Below are 20797 nucleotides of genomic sequence, written 5' to 3' on the forward strand. Positions count from 1 at the left end.
AAACGGCCTTAGCGTTTTTTTATTTGCAGCATCTCTTTTAAATATGCCTCTGAATCAAAGCCGAGCTCCTCGTCGGCTTCTTTTTTCAGTTCAAGCTGAAGGCGCACGTATTTGTCATATGTCGGACTGAGCTTTTGAAGGAGATTGCTGAAAGGCGAACCCGCCTTAAGCGCCGGCAGATCCGAAGCGGATTCCCCGACCTTAATCAGGTTTTCTCTGTATTCTTCATCTGTCTGCACTCTTTTTACGAGCTGAATGATTGTGTTTTTATGAGTGTCCCAAGTAGCGGGGTCTCTCTCCAAAATCCGCTCGATGAATTGGTCATGCTGGGCTTTGTGCTGCTGGAGCTGAGCCGGATCCTCACTGCCGACCAGCTGCATGATCGGGTGTGCGGCCGGCACTTCTTCCATATCATCCAATACTTTAATAAGCTCCGCCCATGTCGTTTTTTTCTCATCTGTATCAATAGAAAAGTCGAGGAACGGTTCAAACAGCGCGGCGATAAATTTTCCGAAATCTCCCGGGAACAGTTTTTTCAGCTGAAGCCCCATATACTTCGGTTCGTCTATTTGGACTTCGCCGATGTCATGTAAAATGGAATCGACATTTTCTGCACCCTCCACGCGTTTGAGCAGCAGTTCGGTGAGTTTCCGTTCCTGCTCAAGCCCTTCAATCTGCCGGCTGAGCTTTTGATGCTGCTGCTGCAGTATCTCATGCAGGCTGCTGCCCTCTAAGAGAAACGCTTTAATATCGCTTACGGACAGTGCCAGCATTCGAAGGGCGGCAATCATTTTCAGTGTATTTACATCCTTTGCGGAATACTCACGGTATCCGTTATCAGGGTTTTTGCTGACGGTAATTAAACCTTCCTGCTCATAATATTTGATGGCTTTTTTCGTGAGACCCGTCTGCCGGGCAGCTTCTTTTATATTCATTCTGCATCACTCCCTGCTTTTATTCTAAACGTGTCTCTAAGGGTCAGGTCAAGAGAGTGCGGGAAATAAGGCGATCCTGCTTTATATTTTAGAAATTTCAGAAAATATAATTGACAACACACCTTTATTGCGATTAATATAACAATATATAATGTTATATAACGTTATATAATAAGAATAAGGAGTGAAGGATTTGAGTCAGGCCACAGCAAAAGTAAATCGTGAGGTTCAAGCTTTCTTGCAGGATTTGAAAGGGAAAACCATTGATCATGTCTTCTTTGTCGCTTGCGGAGGGTCTTCGGCCATTATGTATCCGAGTAAATATGTGTTTGACAGGGAGTCAAAATCAATCAGCTCAGACCTTTACAGCTCAAACGAATTTATTCAGCGCAACCCTGTTCAGCTTGGTGAAAAGTCTCTTGTTATTTTGTGCTCGCATTCGGGAAATACCCCGGAAACAGTTAAAGCTGCCGCGTTTGCAAGGGGCAAAGGCGCACTTACGATTGCGATGACGTATAAACCGGAGTCTCCTTTAGCACAGGAAGCGCAATATGTTGCCCAGTACGATTGGGGTGATGAGGCGCTTGCGATCAATACGAACTATGGCGTTTTGTATCAAATCGTTTTCGGCACCCTGCAAGTTTTAGAAAAAAACACGAAATTTGAGCAGGCCATTGAAGGCTTAGACCAATTACAGGCTGTGTATGAAGGAGCCCTTAAGCAGGAAGCTGACAACGCACAGCAATTCGCAAAAGCTCATGAAAAAGAAAGCATCATTTACACAATGGCAAGCGGTGCAAACTACGGTGTCGCTTACTCCTACAGCATCTGCATTCTCATGGAAATGCAATGGATTCATTCCCACGCCATTCATGCCGGAGAATATTTTCACGGACCATTTGAAATCATTGATGAATCCGTTCCATTTATTATCCTGCTCGGCTTAGACGAAACAAGACCTCTTGAAGAGCGGGCGCTTTCCTTCTCGAAAAAGTATGGCAGAAAGCTCACTGTGCTTGATGCCGCATCTTACGATTTCACTGCAATTGACGATTCAGTTAAAGGCTACCTTGCCCCGCTCGTCCTCAACCGTGTGCTGAGAAGCTACGCAGACGAGCTGGCAGAGGCGAGAAATCATCCTTTATCTCATAGAAGATACATGTGGAAAGTTGAGTATTGATCTGAAAATGAGGAACCATTATGCACTAGACTATAATGTTATATAACATTATAGTCTAGTGTCCAGAGGAGGCCAACCCTTTGAAGAAAATGTTGTTGTTCTTGATCATTGCAGCTGTCAGTATGCTCACCATTGCAGGCTGTTCGAGTCAGAGCAGTTCAGCGGACGGAAAGGTGACATTGAAATTTTTCCACAGATGGCCGAAGGAGCCGGAAAAAAGTTACTTTCAAGAGGTTGTGAAGGAATTTGAAAAAAAGCACCCGGATATCAACATTCAGATTGAATCCGTTTTGAATGACTCCTATAAAGACAAAATTAAGGTTATGCTGGGAACCACCAGTCCTCCAGACATTTACTTCTCTTGGAGCGACGAGTTTGCTTTTAAATTCATCAAAGGCAATAAAGCACTTGATCTCTCGTCCTACTACAAAAATGATACCGATTGGTCATCACAGCTCGTTCAATCGCAAATCACACCATTTACTTATGAAAACAAGCAATATGGCGTGCCGTGGCAAATGGACGCTAAATCATTCTTCTATAATAAAGACATTTTTCAAAAACTGAACCTTAATCCGCCGAAGACATGGGATGAATTAATCGATGTGTCAAAGAAGCTGAAAGCACATGGATACACACCGATCAGCTTCGGCACAAAGGCAACTTGGACAATCTCGCACTATATCGGCACGCTCAATCAGCGGATGGTCGATGAAAAAACCCGGGAAAAGGACTATAACGCCAAAACAGGTGAATTTACCGATGAAGGCTATGTAAAAGCACTTGAAAAGCTTCAGGAGCTGATGCCTTACTTCAATAAACATGTAAACTCCGTCGACCACGAATATGTAAGACAGCAATTTAAGAGCGGAAAGTCGGCGATGATATATGCGGAAACAGCGGAAATCAAGCTGGTTGAACCGGTGAATCTGGGGATGTTCCCATTCCCTGAAATCAGCGGGCAAAAAGGATCCTCAGAAGCGTTAACGGGAGCGCCGGAAGGATTCATGATTTCCTCAAAAACAAAACATCCGAAGGAAGCGGTGGAATTTTTGCAGTTTCTGACGTCGAAGAAAATGGGGGAAAAGCTCGTCAAAGATGTCGGAAAATACAGTGCGGTGCAAGGAACGGCAACTGAAGAAAATTCTACAGCCGTCCAGCGTGAAGCCGTTCAGCATATTGTTGATGCCAAATCAATGGTTCCATGGTTTGATATGGATGTCGATGTTGAAATTGCAGATGCGTACCTAACGAGCGTCCAGCAAATGCTTGGCGGCGACATGACACCGGAGCAGGTGATGAAGGCCGTTCAAAAAGCAGCGAAGCAAGTGAGGGCGCAAGCTGAATAAATCAAGAAAAGGTGAAGCTTCGCACCTTTTCTTTTTATAAAGGAGATGAGATATCCTTGGTCAATCAGAATAAAATAATCCCCTATTTGTTTTTGGTGCCCGCTCTCGTTTTTTTACTTTTCGTTTATATCCCGATTTTTGAGAATGTCTTCCTCAGCTTGTTTCAGTGGAGCTCTTTTTCTCCGGAAAAAACGTTTATCGGATTGAAGAACTATGTGGAACTGTTTCATGATCCTGTCTTCTACCAAGCGCTTTCCAATAATGTGCTTTACGCTGTGATCTCCATTGTATGCCAGGTATTTGGCGGTTTGATTTTGGCGGCGGTGCTTGAGGATAAGCTGGTCAGAAAATGGTCGCCGTTTTTTCGCACCGTTTTCTTTTTGCCGGTCGTCATCTCTATGACGGTGATCGCGCTTTTGTTTGATTTTATTTACAACCCTGAGACGGGGCTTTTGAATCAGCTGCTTCAGGCGGCAGGTCTTGATCAGCTGACGAGGGCTTGGCTTGGGGAGGACAGCACGGCTATGCTTTCTGTTATTTTCGTGTCCCAATGGCAATCTGTCGGTTATATTGCGATGCTGTACATTGTGTCGATCCAAAAAATACCGGATGAACTGTATGAAGCGGCCCGGCTTGACGGGGCGGGAAAAATTCAGCAGTTTTTTCATATTACCGTTCCCCAGACGAAAGAGATGTCATTTGTTGCGGTCGTCATGACGCTGACCGGCGCCTTTACGGTATTTAATGAGCCGTACATCTTGACAGGCGGCGGGCCGGGAAACGCTTCAGAAGTCTTAAGCACATTTTTATATAAAAGCGCCTTTACAAAGGATATGATGGGCTATGCCTCAGCGATTGCCACCGTTGTGTTAATCATTACCCTCGTATTGTCGCTCATGCAAATGAAGTTCTTTAAAACCGGAAAGGAGGATTAACAGATGCTGCCCCAGAAGAAGACAGATTCGTTCAGATTGGAGCCTGTGCCTGACCGGCGCATTGAGGAGAAAAGAAAGCCTAGACGAAAATGGTACATCGGAGAAACGTCTGTGTGGGTTTTTCTGTTTCTTTATCTGATTGCGATCGCCTACCCGCTTATATGGATGGTGATGAGCGCTTTTAAAAACTCGGATGATATTTTCGAGCACAGCTGGTCGCTGCCGTCTTCGTGGCATCCGGAGAACTTTGTATCGGCCTGGAATCAGGGGATTTCTTCTTATTTTATGAACAGTGTCATTGTCACGGCGCTGACGTGTGTGATCACTGTCTTTATCAGTGCATGGGCGGCGTATGGACTTTCCCGTTTTGAGTTTAAAGGAAAAGGATTCTTTTTGGTGCTGTGTCTTGGCGGATTGATGCTGACGCCGCAGGTCAGTCTTGTGCCGCTTTATTCTATTATTCAGTCGCTTGGCCTGTACAATACGTATTGGGCGTTGATCCTCCCGTATGCGGCTTACCGGATTCCATTCACCATCATTTTGATCCGCTCTTATTTTCTTTCTATTTCAAAAGAATTGGAGGAGGCAGCTTATTTAGATGGGTGTTCGAGTTTCGGAGTATTTTTCAGAATTTTCTTACCAATGAGTGTGCCGATCCTGGTCACCTCCGGCATTTTGACGGCTTATCATACGTGGAATGAGTTTATGTTTGCGATTATTTTCATAGATGATGAGAATTTGCGGACCATTCCAGCCGGGCTGATGCAGTTCAGAGACGCGCTGCAGACAGATTGGGGCGTCCTGCTGGCGGGGTTAACGATTTCAGCAGCGCCGATTATCATTCTATTTTTATTGATGCAGAAATATTTTGTCCGCGGGATTGCAAGCGGAAGTGTAAAAGGTTAAAGGGGGAAGAGAAATGAAATTGATTGCGGTCGGAGATAACGTTGTCGATTACTATAAGGATCAAGAAACGTTCTACCCGGGAGGAAATGCCTTGAATGTCGCTGTGCTTGCCAAACGGCTCGGGCACGAGGCTTCTTATATCGGAATTGTCGGCAATGACGAAGCTGCGGCACATCTTTTGAACGTACTGAATTTAGAGAAGGTTAATGCGGATTATATCCGCCAAGCGCACGGAGAAAACGGAATGGCGATTGTTACCCTTGATGAACAGGGGGACCGAATTTTTGTCAGGTCAAATAAAGGCGGCATTCAGTCCCGGCTCCGGCTCGTGTTCCAGGAGAAAGATCTCGTCTTTATCAGCGGGCATGATCTGCTGCATACCAGTGTGTACAGCCGGCTTGAGAACGATCTTCCGCAGCTGTGCGGGCTGATCCCGGTCTCTTTTGATTTTTCAACCAATCGGGAGGATGATTATTTGAGAAAGGTCTGTCCTTATGTGACGTATGCGTTTTTCTCAGGAAGCGATTTGAGTGAGTCAGAGTGCGGTGCGCTTGTTGAAAAAGCTCATGGGTACGGAGCCAAATTCGTTTGTCTGACCCGCGGGAGCCAGGGAGCGATCCTGTCTGCGGGAGACCGAATCTATCATCAGCCGATTGTGGAAATTGATATAATAGATACACTTGGAGCGGGAGATTCTTTTATCGCTGGTTTTTTGACTGCCTTTTGTGAGAAGCAGGACATAACGCCTGCTTTGCGCCAAGCGGCGGAAACGGCTGCGAAAACTTGCAGCGTGTACGGGGCTTTCGGCTATGGCCATCCTTATCGCTTGGAGGATGGCGGGGGAAGCAGTGAAAAAACGAGAATACTGTAAGCAGTGTCTCGTTTTTTATGCCTATTAAGTGTAGGGGCTGTTGATGGTAAAGGTGACACGGTTTGTGTGCATCAAAAACAGTGAGCAGTAGATTGGCTGGTCATTTGATGTAAAAGCCGTTTTATCAATTTCAAACAGCGCGTCCCCGATATCGCAATCCAGGTATTTGCTTTCCTCCTGTTGGGCATATACGACATTTAATAGCTTCGTATTGTGGGTCGGAACAACTTGGTATTGCTGTCTTAAAATATCATGCATGGATACGCCGTCAGCAATAAACGTATCAATAGCGGGAAACAGATCCAGCGGATAATGTGTCACTTCAAAGGTGAGCGGCTGGTCATCGTTATATAAAATCCGTTTTAGTTCAACGACAGGGCTCTCGGGATTGATCTGAAGCTTCTCAGCAATGAGGTTTGCCGCCGGAATGATCTCATGGGACAGCACATGGTGCTTCGGTTTTTTTCCGGTTGATTCCATAAATTCCGAGTAACCGTTTACTGCAATCAGCTCCCGTTTTAATTTAGGGCTTTTAACGAACGTTCCTTTTCCCTGCTGCCGGATCAGATAGCCTTCTTCGACTAAATCGAGAATGGCTTTCCTGACGGTAATGCGGCTGACATTATACTTGCTGCAAAGCTCGTTTTCGGTAGGCAGCTTGGCGGCGGGAGAATACACGCCCTTTTTGATATCATCAGTGATGATTTGTTTCAGCTGAATGTATAAAGGTGTAGAACTTCCGTTGTTTAACAAAAGGTAGCCTCCTTTTAACCTGTTATTCATATTATAATGTAATATGACGTTATAATACAAATTCGCATTTATTATTTTAGGAATATAACAAAAATAGGAATTGATTATTTTAAAAATAACAGAAAGACCGAGTTGTTTCCAGTGACGAAATAACAGATGAAAAGATAGGGGGAATGTCTGATGGCTTCGTTAACATTTGAACATGTCAAAAAATCATATCACTCACAATTAACGGTGAAGGACTTTGATTTAAATGTAAAGGATAAGGAGCTTTTAGTGCTGGTGGGGCCGTCAGGATGCGGAAAATCGACCACGCTGCGGATGGTGGCGGGACTGGAAAGCATCTCTGCAGGAAACCTTCTCATTGATGGGGAGCGGGTCAATGATCTCCCCCCGAAAGAACGTGATATCGCGATGGTATTCCAAAACTATGCGCTTTATCCGCATATGACGGTTTTTGATAATATGGCGTTCGGATTAAAGCTCAGAAAGATGTCCAAACAGGAAATTACCGAGCGGGTTCATGCGGCAGCTCAAATTTTAGAGATTGAGCATTTGCTGAAGAGAAAACCGAAGGCGCTCTCCGGCGGGCAGCGGCAAAGGGTGGCGCTGGGCAGATCGATTGTGAGGGAGCCGAAGGTCTTTTTAATGGACGAGCCGCTTTCCAATTTGGATGCGAAGCTGAGAGTGACGATGCGTACAGAAATCAGCAAGCTGCACCAGCGTTTAGAGGCTACCATCATTTATGTCACACATGACCAGACCGAAGCGATGACAATGGGCGATCGGATTGTCGTGATGAATGAAGGAGAAATCCAGCAGGTGGCGAAACCTCATGACATTTATCATTATCCGGCAAATCTGTTTGTCGCAGGTTTCATCGGCTCTCCCGGAATGAACTTTTTGAAAGGCTTCATAGAAGAGCAGCAAGGCGAGCTGTTTTTCACAAATTCTTCGATACGGCTTCACATTCCTGAAGAAAAAGCGAAGCGGCTTAGACAAAAGGGTTACGCCGGAGAACAGATGATTGCCGGCATCCGGCCGGAGCATATCACACATGTGGCAGGGAATGAACAGCTGTTTGATTCAGTGTGTAAAGCAAAGGTGGAAGTGAATGAAAATCTGGGATCAGAGCTGATTGTCCATGTCACAAGCGGGGACGAGCGGCTGACGGTGCGCCTGGATGGGAACACGCGAATTGCCGCAGGCGATTCGATTCCGCTGGCAGTGAAAATGGATCACGCCGTCTTTTTCGATGCGGAGACGGAAGAGGCTGTGTATTAGGAAAGGTGCTCCTGAAAAGACATCTTCAGCTTGAGCAAATTGCAGGAAAGCATCATAAAACAATTTCTAAGTGATCTTACGCTGGCATATCTAGCCCGGTGCTGTCCCGATTCCAAAATCAGCACCGCTAGACAGCCAGCCTGTAAATATCTCTGTTTTTGATTTCTCCTTGAAGAAAACGACATGAAGATCATCATTCGCTTACCTGTCCGGACGTACCCATAACGGTTAAGATCCCGCGCGGAGTATGAGGAGTTTTAAGAGAAGAAATACTCAATAAAGAACGTGGTATAGCGGCCGTCCTTTTCAGCGAATTAATTATCCCGTAATCACAGCTGCCCTGCTGATTTTAAGTCTTTCACTTGCCGTTACATTTATTTTTCGGTTTGGATCTGACACAACTATATTAAACACTTTTTTGATTTGATTACCTGTTGCTAACGAGGAACCACCAAATTTGACTACCTTCATATCTACATCTCCTAATATTTTATTATAGCTCTTTTGCTAATAACAATTTATATATAAAATGAATGCCACAAGTATTCTGTAATTAACTTGTGGCATTCATTATTTCAATAAAGTAGTATTATTTATTTCGCAAAAATATAAATTTACCGCATATGTCCTCTATAACCGATGAAAATCCAGGTAAGAAGGACTTAAAGAAGCCCATACAATGATGCGCCTCTCTATATTCTTGATTTTCCATTAATATAATATGTGCCTTTTTTAAATTGTAGTGCGGTATACCAGGAAATAAGTGATGAACAAGATGGTAATTATCATGATGTGGATGCAAGATAAATCTTTCGATAGGATTACCAAGTGTGTTTCTACTTGAATAGAGGGGATGATCAGTTTTTAAACCTGAGTGCTCTGCCATTTCCGCCCAATATCTAATGATTTGAAATGTTGTTAATAATGGTACAAACCAAAATAACAATAACTCTAACCATAGATTAAATACAGCAGTAACTACTAAAATAGTTGCCCAAAAACCGAGGCGTGCGATACGTTCGCTCAATGGCTCTTCTTTTGAGAAAAGATTAACTTTTAATGTTCCAAATATATACTTAGGTACATGTAATAATGTTAATGGTTTAATAATATGATTAATTAAGAATGTGCTCATTTTTTTCTGTGGTTTATCTAACCCCATTAACTCATATCGTTTGGTATCTGGGTCTTTCTGAGGATCCCATAAGAAACGGTGGTGTAGTACATGTGACTTACAGTACGTTGTAAAAGAAGTGAATATAGGAAAGGCTATAAAAAAGCAAGTAACCCATTTATTTAAGTGCTTATTCTTAAATAACATTTTATGACTTGCTTCATGCATGAGATTGTCAAAACCTCTCATTCTACTTCCAATCAAGGTAATACTTAATAGGTATATCCAAATATTAGGGGTTTTCATAGATAAATAAATCGAACTGCTTATCACGCCCCAATTAAAGAAGATACATAAGAAGTTATACCAGTTATTTTTCTTGTAAAGTTTGGTTAATTTTTTTCTAGTTTCTTGTGAAAAGATAGAGTTCACTGAAGACATGACTTTTCCTCCGTTATTAATTAGAATAGGGAGCCGAATGGCACCCTATTATTTATATTAATTTGTTACTAAATTTGCTTGATTTAATGCATTTTCTAAATCAGCTTGGATATCTTCAACTTCCTCAATTCCAACTGAAAGTCTAAGCATTCCATCTGTAATTCCACCTTTTTCTCTTTCCTCACGAGGTAATAAATTGTGAGTCATAGAAGCAGGGTGTGTAATGGTGCTTGAATAACCACCAAGACTAACAGCCATCTTATTAAGTTTCACGTTAGATATAAGTGAAAGACCCGAGTTCATTCCACCTTTTACCTCGAAGCAAACCATTCCCCCCCCACCAGTCATTTGACGAGCGGCTATATCATGTTGTTTGTGACTTTTAAGGAATGGATAATATACCTTATTTACCATAGGGTGATTTTCGAGGAATGTAGCTATTTTCAAAGCATTTTCGTTATGTTTTTGAACTCGCAATCCTAAAGTTCTCACACCGCGGCATAAAAGCCATGCTGCAAAAGGATCTAATTTCGGACCATGGAACGAAAATGCTTTTCTCACTTTGCTCATTAAGTCTTTGTTTCCTGCACAAACTCCAGCTACAACATCAGAGTGACCGCCAATATACTTCGTTGCCGAGTGTAGTACAATATCAGCTCCGAGCTTTAAAGGTTGTTGATTGTATGGTGTTGCAAAAGTGGAATCCACTACAAAGATTGCGTCACTCTGTTCTTTTGTAATCCTAGACACTTCTTGAATGTCTACAAGAGTGATAGTTGGATTTGCTGGTGTTTCTGCATATACAAGTTTTGTATTTGGGTTAATGGCATTCCTATAGTTTTCAATATCCTCTGAACTAATCATTGTAAGTTCAACAGAATGTTGTTTGCATAATTCCTCGATTAATATTTTCGACTCGGAATAACAATTATGTACAGCAACACAATGGTCTCCTGGTTGCAGTAAAGCATGGAATACCATCGATATTGCTGCTAATCCTGAAGAAGTAGATACGGCATCTTCTGCTCCTTCTAATGCAGCTATAATCGCTTCAAACTCCCTTTCATTTCTACTACCCCATCTTCCGTAAAACTCATCCGCATGTATATCTGCTGCTCTACGTGCACCTTCCTCAGTGTTGGGAAATTCAAATGCTGTAGATTGACATATTGGGGGACTCAAATGACCACTCTTGTTCCATTCTTCTCCAGAGTGAATACAACTAGTTTGAAAACCTCTATTTTTATTTTCCATTAATAACTCTCCCTTACGAATAATAATTTATTTAAACTTCGAAATAATTAGTGGGATACTCTTTACTTAGTTCAAATTGATATATAATTTGAGCATCACATGTATCTTTTAGTAGATTTGCTAAGTCCTTGATCGCATTTTTCCCTTTTTTAGGTGTTGCGTCAATTTCATCTATAAAGAATATAGAGTTTTTTGTATTTTCAGTAATTTTTGTATACTCAGAATCTCTATAGTTCCAATAGGAACACAACACTTTTTCTTCATCCGCATATACAACAGAGTTCTTAGAAAGAGAAATTGGTTCGCTTGCTCCAATTGGTAAGCAAGTTTCACCTTCCTTCGCAAAACGGAGAGTGATTTTATTTTGAATCTTGTCTAGATCATAACCACCAATACATTTTTGATGTAATAGACTCACAGAGTTATAGGAATCTACAACATTATTAATGCCCAGAAAATTAAAGCCTTTTAAATATCTTCGAAGAATACTTTCAAAAGAACAATGGTATTTACTTGGCTTTAGTCCCATTTCTTTGTATATATTTCTCCATTTTTTCACTTCTTCATTTTCAGTTACATCCTGTTGTTTATAGAGTTCATTTAAGCCGGAAATATAAGGTTCAAAAAAATTAGGATTTATACTTTTCACCTTCAAGTTTTTAACGATAATTCCTGTTAAGTGAATGTCCTTGAATTTTTCTAACATTTCTTTCTCGATAGATAATGTGTAAAGTTTACCCATATGAAAGTTAGTTCTCCCTCTTGATTTTGTTTGTAAATGCTCCATGGAACATATGCAATAAAACTTCAATCCTCCCATTCTGATATTTTTTTCGTTATTACTTGTTTTTCTGTGGTGTTTCATGTGTCAGTTTATCGAGATATGACTAAATTTGTAAATAACAATCGAATACAAGTGTTATTCTAAATTCCCTAGTGTTATAAGTAGTGTTATTGCTCTTCCTTGACTGTTTTTAAATTTTTTTATATGATTGAATTTTTTAGTAGAGTTATGCTCTTTAACCCTAGTTTCGCTAATTAGCGGAACATAAGGTTTTGTGAAGAATTGGACGCCAGTATCCTTTATGAAAATTTCCCATTTATAGGATTTTGCTTCTCCCCCTAACTTATCTTGAATTGCAGACTCAGCAAATGTCGCCTAACCTTTTATAAACTTGTGTTCCTCAGGGTAGAAGTTTGCCGCCACCCCATATAAAAAGAGTGAATATTTTTAATGTTCACTCAGCTTGTAGAGAAAACGATGTTTTTTCTACAAGCTTTTTTGTTTTATACAGTTTCTTTAGATATTCATCAGGTTTCAGATGCAGAAAAAGCGCTCCCTCCCACATGCCTAGCCCTGCTTGGCTAGGTATGTGGCAATCTTCTTCATGTTCTGGCATACGGAACAGGTTTCAGGATTTGATTTATATGACCGTTAGCCTTTTCGGTCAGTTGTTGAGTATGTAAGTTTTTGCTGGTTCGGGAAAATATAACTGTCATTTTCACTGTCATAATGAAACTTCCATTTTGGAAACAAGCCTCTAGTAGGGTGATATCGTCTATGGGCAATAACGCCAAAAATATGGCGGTCAGCTAATCCTTTACAGATGCGGGGTCGTTAAATATCCGGAATCAAGAGCGACGGCTTCTACTTGAAAACCAAATGTGCGATTTGAAGATCCAATCGGTCAAGATAGGGCACAGAATCATGGAGATTTCCGGGTGTGACATAGGCATCGGTGATAATGTTGTATTTCATATCCGTTGTGCGGTGATCTAAATAAAAGAAACCCTCCGGTTTGTTTTCACGGTATATATATCCACTTTCAGGATCAGTGGTACTGTGGCGGATCTCTTTTTCAGCTTTCACCTCCTCTTTGGCGGGTAATGGCTTTTTTCCGTGTTCCTCCCGATCTTCTTGGATGGCTTCATTTAAATCTTTGATATAGTTTTGTGTATCCTGTTCAATTGTTTTTCTTGTGTATTTGTGCTTGTTGGCATTGGCTTTCAGTTGAGTTGAATCGGTGAAAAATACACGTCCGCCCACCATGTCATGATTGATGGCCTGGCGAACGATCTCATCAAAGATGTCTTGGAAAATAGTTGTATCTTTAAAGCGTGTTCGTCTGTTCCAGCTGATGGTGGAGTGGTGCGGAACTGGGTCATTGATATTCAGTCCCAAAAACCATCTGTACGCCATATTGTAGTAAATTTTTTTTCAAGCTGTCTTTCTGAACGGGTACCGTAGAGGTATCCGATAAACATCATTTTGAATAAAATCAGCGGATCAAGTGAGGGGCGGCCTTTGTTTTCGCTGTAGTAAGGTTTCACCTTTTCAATGATGAAAGAGAAGTCTATTTTACGAAGCAGATGATCTTCTTCGACGAGTTGGTCAAGCAGAACAAATTCGGCTGTGTTTTGAGAAGAGTTTCTTGTGTGGAACATGAGAAAGACACCGTCCTTTTTAGTCTTTCTTTTATTTTATTGCAGGAGAATGGATATTTTAAGGAAAAATAAAGGCCGTCGAGATTTTCTCGACAGCCTGAGTGAACATTTTTAATATTCGCTCTTTTTTGATAATAGGTTACTAAAATATCTATTTTATAATATTAGTCGACTATTCTCTGGAGGAGTAACTGATAAAAATTCTTTTAAGATTCTACATAATTCTATAATTCCTGTCTCTAAAACCTTATCGTTTAGATATGAAAAGCTTAATCTTAAATGATTTGTTTCTGGTTCACCAGAAAAACATACAAAACCTGGTAGGAAAGATAGGTTTTTCTTTTGACATTCTAATAATAACTGTTTGGTATCCCACTTTTCAGGAATAGATATCCAAATATTTAATCCTCCTTTTGGTTCTATCCACTCAACACCTTCAGGCATATGTTTCTTTAACAACCTAATTACTAAATCTCTTCTTATTTTTAATGCAGTTCTTAATTTTTTTATATGATCTTCCATTCTTTTAGATTGAAAGAGTGGATATAAAGCTTTTTGTGTTAATAAAGGACTTCCAAGGTCAGCATTCATTTTTGATGATACCAAACGATTAAAAATAGTCCCATCTGCAGTTAGTAATCCTATTCTACAACCAGGAATTAGTGTTTTACTTAATCCTTTTAGATATATAACATTCCCCTTAGTATCCAAACTTTTAATTGGATTTGGCGGTTTTTCATTGTAATAAATTTCACTCCAAGGATCATCTTCAATAATTATTATTTTAAATTCTTGAGCAATTGTTAACAGTTGTTCTCTTCTATCTTCACTAAGAACTATTCCTGTGGGATTGTGGAAATTAGGGATTGTATATATTAATTTAGGATTTTTTGTTTCACATAGTTTAATTAATATGTCTGTTCTTATTCCATTTTTATCTATTGGAACGGGTAAAATTGAGGCTCCTCGCGAACGGAATATGTCTAATGCTGCTGGATAAGTAGGCGCTTCTGCTATAACTACATCTCCTGGACCAATAAATGTCCTTGCTACTAAGTCTATTCCCTGTTGTGTACCGTTTGTAACTAAAATATCCTTTTCGCTAACATTAATTTTTTGTTTCTTTAAAGTTCGTTTCATAGCTATTCTTAAATCTAAGTCTCCCTGAATTGGTCCATATTCTGATAAGATAAGAGGATTTTTTTCTAACATTATATGAATCTCGTTTTCTAGATATCTATTTGGCAAGAGAGAGGGAGCAATAGCTGCTAATGAAAATTGTAAACTATGATCTGACGAATTGTAATGTGTATCAAAATGTGTTCTTGGAAGATAATCTTGTATTGAAAGTTGCCACTTGTATGAACTCCCCGTGTTTTTTGATTTTTCACACTTTATGGAATGCGATTTAACAAAAGTTCCTTTTCCTTGTACTCTTTTGACAAGGTTATTTTGTTCAAGTAGATCATAAGCTTTCACAACTGTAAGAAAACTCACCTCTAAATTTTTGGACATTTCCCTAATTGAAGGCAGACACTCCTCCTCATTTAATATCCCTGACCGTATTCTGTCGGATAGATTTTCGTATATTTGTTGGACAAGGGATATTCTACTATATCTGTTCAATTCAATTTTCAAATTTAATCCCTCCGTAAAACCATCAAGGTGTTATAGTGTTATGTTGACTGTTATTCTAATTATTGGTTTATATTAGGGTCATACCATACAATATAACTTATTTTGAAAATTATAAAAAGGTGGAATTCGTATGTCAGACAGTGCTCTTCAACTTAAACGTTCAGCACAAAGCCAAGAAACTTTTATGGATGGTGTGAAAGCTTGCTTGCCGACTGTGTTTGGTTATCTCAGTATTGGTTTTGCAGCAGGGGTAGTTGCAAAGACAGCTGGTCTAAGTGTTCTAGAAATTGCATTGTTATCCCTATTCCTTTATGCAGGTTCAGGACAATTTGTAACAGCTGGAATGATTTTGGCTGGAAGTGCAATTACTTCCATTCTCTTTTCAATCTTTTTAGTAAATCTACGACATTTGCTATTTAGTGCTTCTTTAGCTCCTTATTGTCGTAAATTTTCCGCTTGGAAAAACTTTGTTATTGGTTCGCAAATTACGGACGAAACATTTGGTGTTGCATCCAATCATCTAGAAAATAGGAAGGAAGCGAGTTTTTCTTGGCTACTCGGATTAAATATAACAGCATATATCAATTGGTTACTTGCTAATGTCCTAGGAGGTATTTTTGGAGGTTTAGTAACAGATACAGAGTCTATAGGGATGGACTTTGCTTTACCTGCGATGTTCGCTGGCCTATTGGTTCTACAGATTTTGAGTAAGACCAATAAAGCTCTCGAAATATCAATAGCTATCTTTACAATTTTTTGTTTGATCGCTGTTAATTATTTAATGCCAGGTATGTGGGCCGTCATGGTGACAACTATTATTGCTTCAACAGTCGGGATGGTGATTAAGAAATGGAATTGAGATTAGATATTTTACTCATTGTTTTAGGTACAGGTATTGTTACATTATTACCTAGAGTAATCCCACTCCTTTTTTTAAGTAAAATAGAGTTGCCTAAATGGTTTTTGAGTTGGCTAAGTTTTGTACCGGTTACTGTTATGACTGCTTTGTTGGGTCAAGAACTTCTTTTTGAAGATGATAATTTTTCACCTCTCTCAAATAGTCATGAGTTATTAGGAATCATACCAACTTTTTTAGTTGTTTTATTAACTAAGAGTTTGCTAGGTGCTGTAGTGGCAGGAATGATAACTATTAGTTTACTAAGATATTTTCTATAATTTTAAATATAAAGGAAAGAACAAAAGCGCAAGTGCCTTGATCAGCCTCGGGCAAATAAGACGCTCATGAATAGAAGGTGCTCTTTACCTTCAATTCATGAGTCGCTTATGACCTCGAGGGGCTAGGCGCTGGAGCTGGATGCCAAGCGCTTATCCACAGTACAAGAATTTTAAGGTAGTAATAACTCCAATAGTTTCCATGTGTCGTACGTATTCTCTACGCAACCCTTGTAGCTTTTCGCTCCCATGTCTAAAACTTGTCAAATGCATCTCATTCGTTCGTTACACCTATCCAAGTGGTAGGGGCCAGTCTTTCTAAAGGAATAGGTAAGAGCTCTTTTGCACAATAAATCCGGTACTTCGTACTTTCTTTGGTATCCTACGAATAAGCTCATATTCGAAAGATATTAATCTTAAAAACTACCGGTTATTTTAATTTCTAATTAGTCTATTTTTTGTTTGTCTTGTATTTTAAAAGCTCCTCCTAAGAATGATTTTGTATTGTGTGTGTATAATTATCTTAAATGAGTATCCCTTTTGCTCAGAATATGTTTACCAAAGTTATCTAAAGGTGCTCCTCACAAGGAGCACCTTTTTCTTACGGCCAGATGTCGCCGGCCCATTCAGGGTGGTCGATAAATGGATTGCGGTTGTGCTGGTATTTCTCATAAATGATTTCATTTCTTTTTCGCTCACGGTCGTCAACCGGGTCCTGTTTATTCCAGTCGAGCAGGACAGATTGTTTGCCGATATAAGGAGCCGAGCCGTTGCCTGTCTTATTATTAAGCTCAAGGTCAGGATAGCCGTCATCACCTTCGTAACGGACAGCCATGTAAAACAGCATGCGGGCAATATCGCCTTTTACATCATCGCGGGGTTCCCATGAATCGCCATCATAATAATTTCCGGGTGCCTTCTTATATTCAGTGCCGCCATTGTCAAAATCCATATTTCCTCTGGCACTGTTAACTTGGACATCAGCCGGGCGCAAATGGTGAATATCAGTTCCGGGTCCCTTGCCCGTACCAAAATTGCCATGGGATTTCGCCCAGACGTGCTCGCGGTTCCAATCGCCGACATTGCCGCCGTTCAAGTTTTTGGACCGTGATTCATTCGTATAGAGCAGGATGACGTTATTCGGATTTGCCGGATCTTCATCGGTTTCTTTCAGCGCGTTCCATACTTCGCTGTAGGACAGCATCGTGTGTCCGCTGATGATGCGGTGCAGGGCGCTTTTTAGCGATTTCCCTGTTTTTCCGTCAGCCCCTTCATAATAGGTATCAGTGTCAGCGTAGGGTGCTGCGGGTGTGGCTAATGAGAGAAGGCTCATTTTTCCTGAAGGGGAAGACGCCAATCGGTCATTCAGGCTTAATGCGGTTTGCGCGCTTGCTGAAGCTGCCGGCGCAAACCATCCGGAAATCAGTAATACACAGACGAACGGCAGAAACCATGCTTTTTTTGTCATCGCTTGCCCTCCTTTTATCAACTCATATCTATTATCTAAAATTGATATAAAGGATAGAAGTGTCATTTTGTATATTTTTCATTAAAATTGTAAATTGGTTCCTTTGGGGGATATCCTGAGGACCGGTTTTTGCTTCAGTTGGGAGGCAAGCTGCCGGCATTTCTGTTTTCATCCGTCCCGCGATCTCCGCAGCGCTTCTCCCTCAAAGCTTGGCTTGTTCATATGAAAGGTTTTTTGTCCTCCTTTTTCCTCTCGCTGGTTCTTTCATCCATTGCGGCTGATTACTGTGTTTTCTTTGGGCTTTACATGAGATACTGTGACCAAAAAATAAACGTTTTTTTGGTTAATCTGTCAATGAACTGTCGTGTTCCTCCTTCTATAATGAAGTCACCATAACGGCCAGAGGGGGGAGTACATGGAGAAGCAGAAGCTTTCAGTCAAAAACAGCATCACAGATTATATTGAATGGCTCGCCCAATACGGCGCATCAGCAGACGGCGGTGTAACGAGGCTTTTGTACACAAAAGAGTGGATGGACGCACAGCTTGCAGTGAAGACGGAAATGTCTTCATTCGGGCTTGAAACAAGATTCGATGACGTCGGCAATGTTTTCGGCAGGCTTTCGGGCACCCAGTCTCCGGATGAAGTGATTGTAACCGGTTCGCACATTGATACTGTCATCAATGGGGGAAAGTATGACGGCGCTTATGGCGTTCTGGCGGCAATGCTCGCGATCAAGCAGCTCAAGGAAACATACGGAGCGCCGAAAAAAACGCTCGAGGCGGTCTCCTTATGTGAGGAGGAAGGCAGCCGTTTTCCAATGACCTATTGGGGGTCGGGGAATATGACGGGTGTTTTTTCAGAACAAGATGCAAAAGAGCCAAGAGACGAGTCGGGAGTCTCCCTCCAAACAGCGATGCATGAGAGCGGTTTTGGCAAAGGTGTGTTTCAGTCAGCATATAGGACAGATATCAGCGCATTTGTTGAGCTGCATATTGAACAGGGGCAGACGTTGGAAATGTCAGGACGGGATCTCGGCATTGTGACAAGTATTGCGGGGCAGAGACGATATCTCGTCACGCTCGAAGGAGAATGCAATCACGCAGGAACTACCTCCATGAAATGGCGCAAGGACCCGCTCGCAGCAGGCAGCCGCATCATTCATGAACTGCTTCTGCGCGCGGAAGAGCAGCCGGATGAGCTCCGTCTGACATGCGGCAAAATAACGGCCGAACCCAATGTAGCCAATGTCATTCCGGGGCGGGTGCAGTTTTCAATCGATATACGCCATCAAAATCAGCGCGTGCTGAAGCAATTTCATGAAGACATGGCTGTTTTGATCAACCGAATTTGCCGTCAAAAAGGAATTCACGCCGTGATTGATGAATATATGCGGATAGAGCCTGTGTCGATGGACAAAAGGCTGAAGGATGCGGCTTTTGAAACGGCGGCAGAAAACGGTATCAGCTGTGAGGAAATGGTGAGCGGAGCAGGGCATGACGCGCAAATGATCGGACGGCGCCATCCGGCTTGTATGCTGTTTGTGCCTAGCCGAAGCGGCATCAGCCACTCACCGAAGGAATATACCTCAGCCAGACAGCTTGAGATCGGCGTCCGCGTACTGACTGATTTATTATACAAACTGGCTTACTGATAAAGGAGGAATGGCTGTGTCAGGCAGAAAAGAATTATGCACGCCGTTAAGAACGATTATGACGCCGGGCCCTGTTGAGGTTGATCCGCGTGTATTAAGAGTGATGAGCACCCCTGTTGTCGGACAATTTGATCCGGCGTTTACGGATATCATGAATGAAACGATGGAAATGCTTCGGGAGCTGTTTCAAACAAAAAACCGCTGGGCATACCCGATTGACGGCACTTCTCGAGCGGGAATCGAAGCGGTGCTGGCGAGTATCATTGAACCTGAAGATGATGTGCTCGTCCCCATTTACGGGCGCTTTGGTTATTTGCTGACTGAAATTGCCGAGCGGTACGGGGCGAATGTCCATACGCTTGAGTGTGAATGGGGAACGGTTTTTGACCCGGAGGACATCATACGGGAAATGACAAAAGTGAAGCCGAAAATCGTGGCGATGGTGCACGGCGAAACTTCGACAGGGCGGATTCACCCGCTGAAAGCAATCGGCGAAGCCTGCCGCGCACACAATGCATTGTTTGTTGTCGACGCAGTCGCGACGATCGGCGGCTGCGAGGTAAAGGTGGATGAATGGAAGATTGACGCGGCCATCGGCGGCACGCAAAAATGCTTGTCTGTTCCGTCGGGAATGGCGCCGATTACATATAATGAGCGGGTGGCGGATGTGATTGCGGCTCGTAAAAAGGTGGAGCGCGGGATTGCGACACAAGCGGATAGGGCAGCACTTTCGGGAAACCGGCCGATCACAAGCAATTATTTTGATTTGAGCCAGCTTGAGGATTATTGGAGCGAAAGACGGCTCAATCATCATACAGAAGCGACGACGATGCTGTATGCCTTGCGTGAAGGTGTCAGGCTGGTCCTTGAAGAAGGTCTGGAAGCCCGCTTTGAGCGCCATCGCCGCCATGAGAACGCATTAGCGGCAGGGATTCAGGCCATGGGGCTGAATCCGTTTGGAGATGACAGCTGCAAAATGCCTGTTGTCACCTGTGTAGAAATTCCGGACGGCATTGACGGCGAGTCTGTCCGCCGCATGCTGCTGGCGCAATTCGGCATCGAAATCGCCAGCTCATTCGGTCCGCTGGCGGGGAAGATCTGGAGAATCGGCACGATGGGCTACAGCTGCAGAAAAGAAAACGTGCTGTTCGTCCTTGCCGGGCTGGAGGCTGTGCTGCTCAGGCATGGTGCAGCGATCGAAGCGGGAAAAGCACTCCAAGCGGCGCTTGACGTGTATGAAAACGCCGGCCGTCAGGCGGCGGTATAAAGAAAAGCTTGCGGAATCTCCGCAAGCTTTTTTAGTCATATGATGTGCTATTTCTCCAATCCGTTTTTCTCCGTTTGACTCTTTTTACAAATCTTCTTTCTCCGTGTTGTATTTTCTGACGAAGCATGAG

18 protein-coding genes and 2 pseudogenes are annotated in these 20797 nt (G+C 42.2%); 11 read left to right on the plus strand and 9 right to left on the minus strand.

The features are described 5' to 3' along the window. Nucleotides 1-8: 8 nt before the first annotated feature. On the minus strand, nt 9-935 hold the full coding sequence (locus tag ICW23_RS10730) for a MerR family transcriptional regulator (protein ID WP_045926018.1): 927 nt from the start codon (nt 933-935) through the stop codon (nt 9-11). Nucleotides 936-1128: 193 nt separating this feature from the next. Between ICW23_RS10730 and frlB the strand changes: the two genes are divergently transcribed. The 5 genes from frlB to ICW23_RS10755 all read left to right on the plus strand — a co-directional run bounded on the left by frlB (nt 1129) and on the right by ICW23_RS10755 (nt 6176). After that, nucleotides 1129-2115 (plus strand): fructosamine deglycase FrlB, encoded by a 987-nt coding sequence (frlB, locus tag ICW23_RS10735; RefSeq protein WP_016938024.1) that lies wholly within the window; start codon nt 1129-1131, stop codon nt 2113-2115. An 80-nt stretch (nt 2116-2195) separates the two neighbouring features. Continuing rightward, nucleotides 2196-3464, plus strand: coding sequence for an ABC transporter substrate-binding protein (locus tag ICW23_RS10740; RefSeq protein ID WP_188154483.1), 1269 nt, complete (start codon nt 2196-2198; stop codon nt 3462-3464). Nucleotides 3465-3520: 56 nt separating this feature from the next. Beyond that, on the plus strand, nt 3521-4399 hold the full coding sequence (locus ICW23_RS10745; RefSeq protein ID WP_016938026.1) for a carbohydrate ABC transporter permease: 879 nt from the start codon (nt 3521-3523) through the stop codon (nt 4397-4399). 3 nt (nt 4400-4402) lie between these two features. Then, nucleotides 4403-5305: a carbohydrate ABC transporter permease gene (locus ICW23_RS10750; protein WP_016938027.1), complete on the plus strand. Its 903-nt coding sequence runs from the start codon at nt 4403-4405 to the stop codon at nt 5303-5305. 13 nt (nt 5306-5318) lie between these two features. Continuing rightward, nucleotides 5319-6176 (plus strand): fructoselysine 6-kinase, encoded by an 858-nt coding sequence (locus tag ICW23_RS10755; RefSeq protein WP_045926021.1) that lies wholly within the window; start codon nt 5319-5321, stop codon nt 6174-6176. 24 nt (nt 6177-6200) lie between these two features. On the opposite strand, the gene frlR is transcribed toward ICW23_RS10755, so the two are convergent. Further along, nucleotides 6201-6929, minus strand: coding sequence for a transcriptional regulator FrlR (gene frlR / locus ICW23_RS10760; RefSeq protein WP_188154484.1), 729 nt, complete (start codon nt 6927-6929; stop codon nt 6201-6203). Between the two features lie 180 nt (nt 6930-7109). Between frlR and ICW23_RS10765 the strand changes: the two genes are divergently transcribed. Next, nucleotides 7110-8213: an ABC transporter ATP-binding protein gene (locus ICW23_RS10765; RefSeq protein WP_188154485.1), complete on the plus strand. Its 1104-nt coding sequence runs from the start codon at nt 7110-7112 to the stop codon at nt 8211-8213. Between the two features lie 26 nt (nt 8214-8239). After that, nucleotides 8240-8474 (plus strand): annotated as a pseudogene (locus tag ICW23_RS19175) (aldo/keto reductase); the annotation flags it as partial. A 57-nt stretch (nt 8475-8531) separates the two neighbouring features. Here the strand turns inward: ICW23_RS19175 and ICW23_RS10770 are convergent. The 6 genes and pseudogenes from ICW23_RS10770 to pdxR all read right to left on the minus strand — a co-directional run bounded on the left by ICW23_RS10770 (nt 8532) and on the right by pdxR (nt 15105). After that, a complete protein-coding gene (locus tag ICW23_RS10770; RefSeq protein WP_188154486.1) occupies nt 8532-8684 on the minus strand; it encodes a hypothetical protein in 153 nt (50 codons plus the stop codon). Between the two features lie 118 nt (nt 8685-8802). After that, nucleotides 8803-9768 (minus strand): fatty acid desaturase family protein, encoded by a 966-nt coding sequence (locus ICW23_RS10775; protein WP_188154487.1) that lies wholly within the window; start codon nt 9766-9768, stop codon nt 8803-8805. A gap of 57 nt (nt 9769-9825) precedes the next feature. After that, on the minus strand, nt 9826-11022 hold the full coding sequence (locus ICW23_RS10780; protein WP_017696706.1) for a trans-sulfuration enzyme family protein: 1197 nt from the start codon (nt 11020-11022) through the stop codon (nt 9826-9828). Between the two features lie 31 nt (nt 11023-11053). After that, complete coding sequence (locus ICW23_RS10785; RefSeq protein WP_223152290.1) at nt 11054-11764, minus strand: B3/B4 domain-containing protein; 711 nt, start codon at nt 11762-11764, stop codon at nt 11054-11056. A gap of 696 nt (nt 11765-12460) precedes the next feature. Next, nucleotides 12461-13467 (minus strand): annotated as a pseudogene (locus tag ICW23_RS10790) (IS1182 family transposase); the annotation flags it as partial. Nucleotides 13468-13623: 156 nt separating this feature from the next. Then, nucleotides 13624-15105: a MocR-like pyridoxine biosynthesis transcription factor PdxR gene (gene pdxR / locus ICW23_RS10795; RefSeq protein ID WP_188154488.1), complete on the minus strand. Its 1482-nt coding sequence runs from the start codon at nt 15103-15105 to the stop codon at nt 13624-13626. 130 nt (nt 15106-15235) lie between these two features. On the opposite strand from pdxR, the gene ICW23_RS10800 reads away from it, so the two are divergent. Continuing rightward, a complete protein-coding gene (locus ICW23_RS10800) occupies nt 15236-15964 on the plus strand; it encodes an AzlC family ABC transporter permease (RefSeq protein WP_016938039.1) in 729 nt (242 codons plus the stop codon). Continuing rightward, complete coding sequence (locus tag ICW23_RS10805; protein ID WP_016938040.1) at nt 15955-16281, plus strand: AzlD domain-containing protein; 327 nt, start codon at nt 15955-15957, stop codon at nt 16279-16281. The genes ICW23_RS10800 and ICW23_RS10805 overlap by 10 nt, the downstream gene beginning before the upstream one ends. Before the next feature lie 598 nt (nt 16282-16879). On the opposite strand, the gene ICW23_RS10810 is transcribed toward ICW23_RS10805, so the two are convergent. Further along, complete coding sequence (locus ICW23_RS10810; RefSeq protein WP_095241381.1) at nt 16880-17746, minus strand: endonuclease I family protein; 867 nt, start codon at nt 17744-17746, stop codon at nt 16880-16882. Nucleotides 17747-18161: 415 nt separating this feature from the next. On the opposite strand from ICW23_RS10810, the gene allC reads away from it, so the two are divergent. Both allC and pucG read left to right on the plus strand, forming a co-directional pair. After that, nucleotides 18162-19400: an allantoate deiminase gene (allC, locus tag ICW23_RS10815; protein ID WP_095241382.1), complete on the plus strand. Its 1239-nt coding sequence runs from the start codon at nt 18162-18164 to the stop codon at nt 19398-19400. Nucleotides 19401-19416: 16 nt separating this feature from the next. Next, nucleotides 19417-20667, plus strand: coding sequence for a (S)-ureidoglycine--glyoxylate transaminase (gene pucG, locus ICW23_RS10820; protein ID WP_016938043.1), 1251 nt, complete (start codon nt 19417-19419; stop codon nt 20665-20667). The last annotated feature ends 130 nt before the right edge of the window (nt 20668-20797 follow it).

Source organism: Bacillus sp. 1021 (assembly GCF_014534735.1).
Taxonomy (GTDB): domain Bacteria; phylum Bacillota; class Bacilli; order Bacillales; family Bacillaceae; genus Bacillus; species Bacillus siamensis.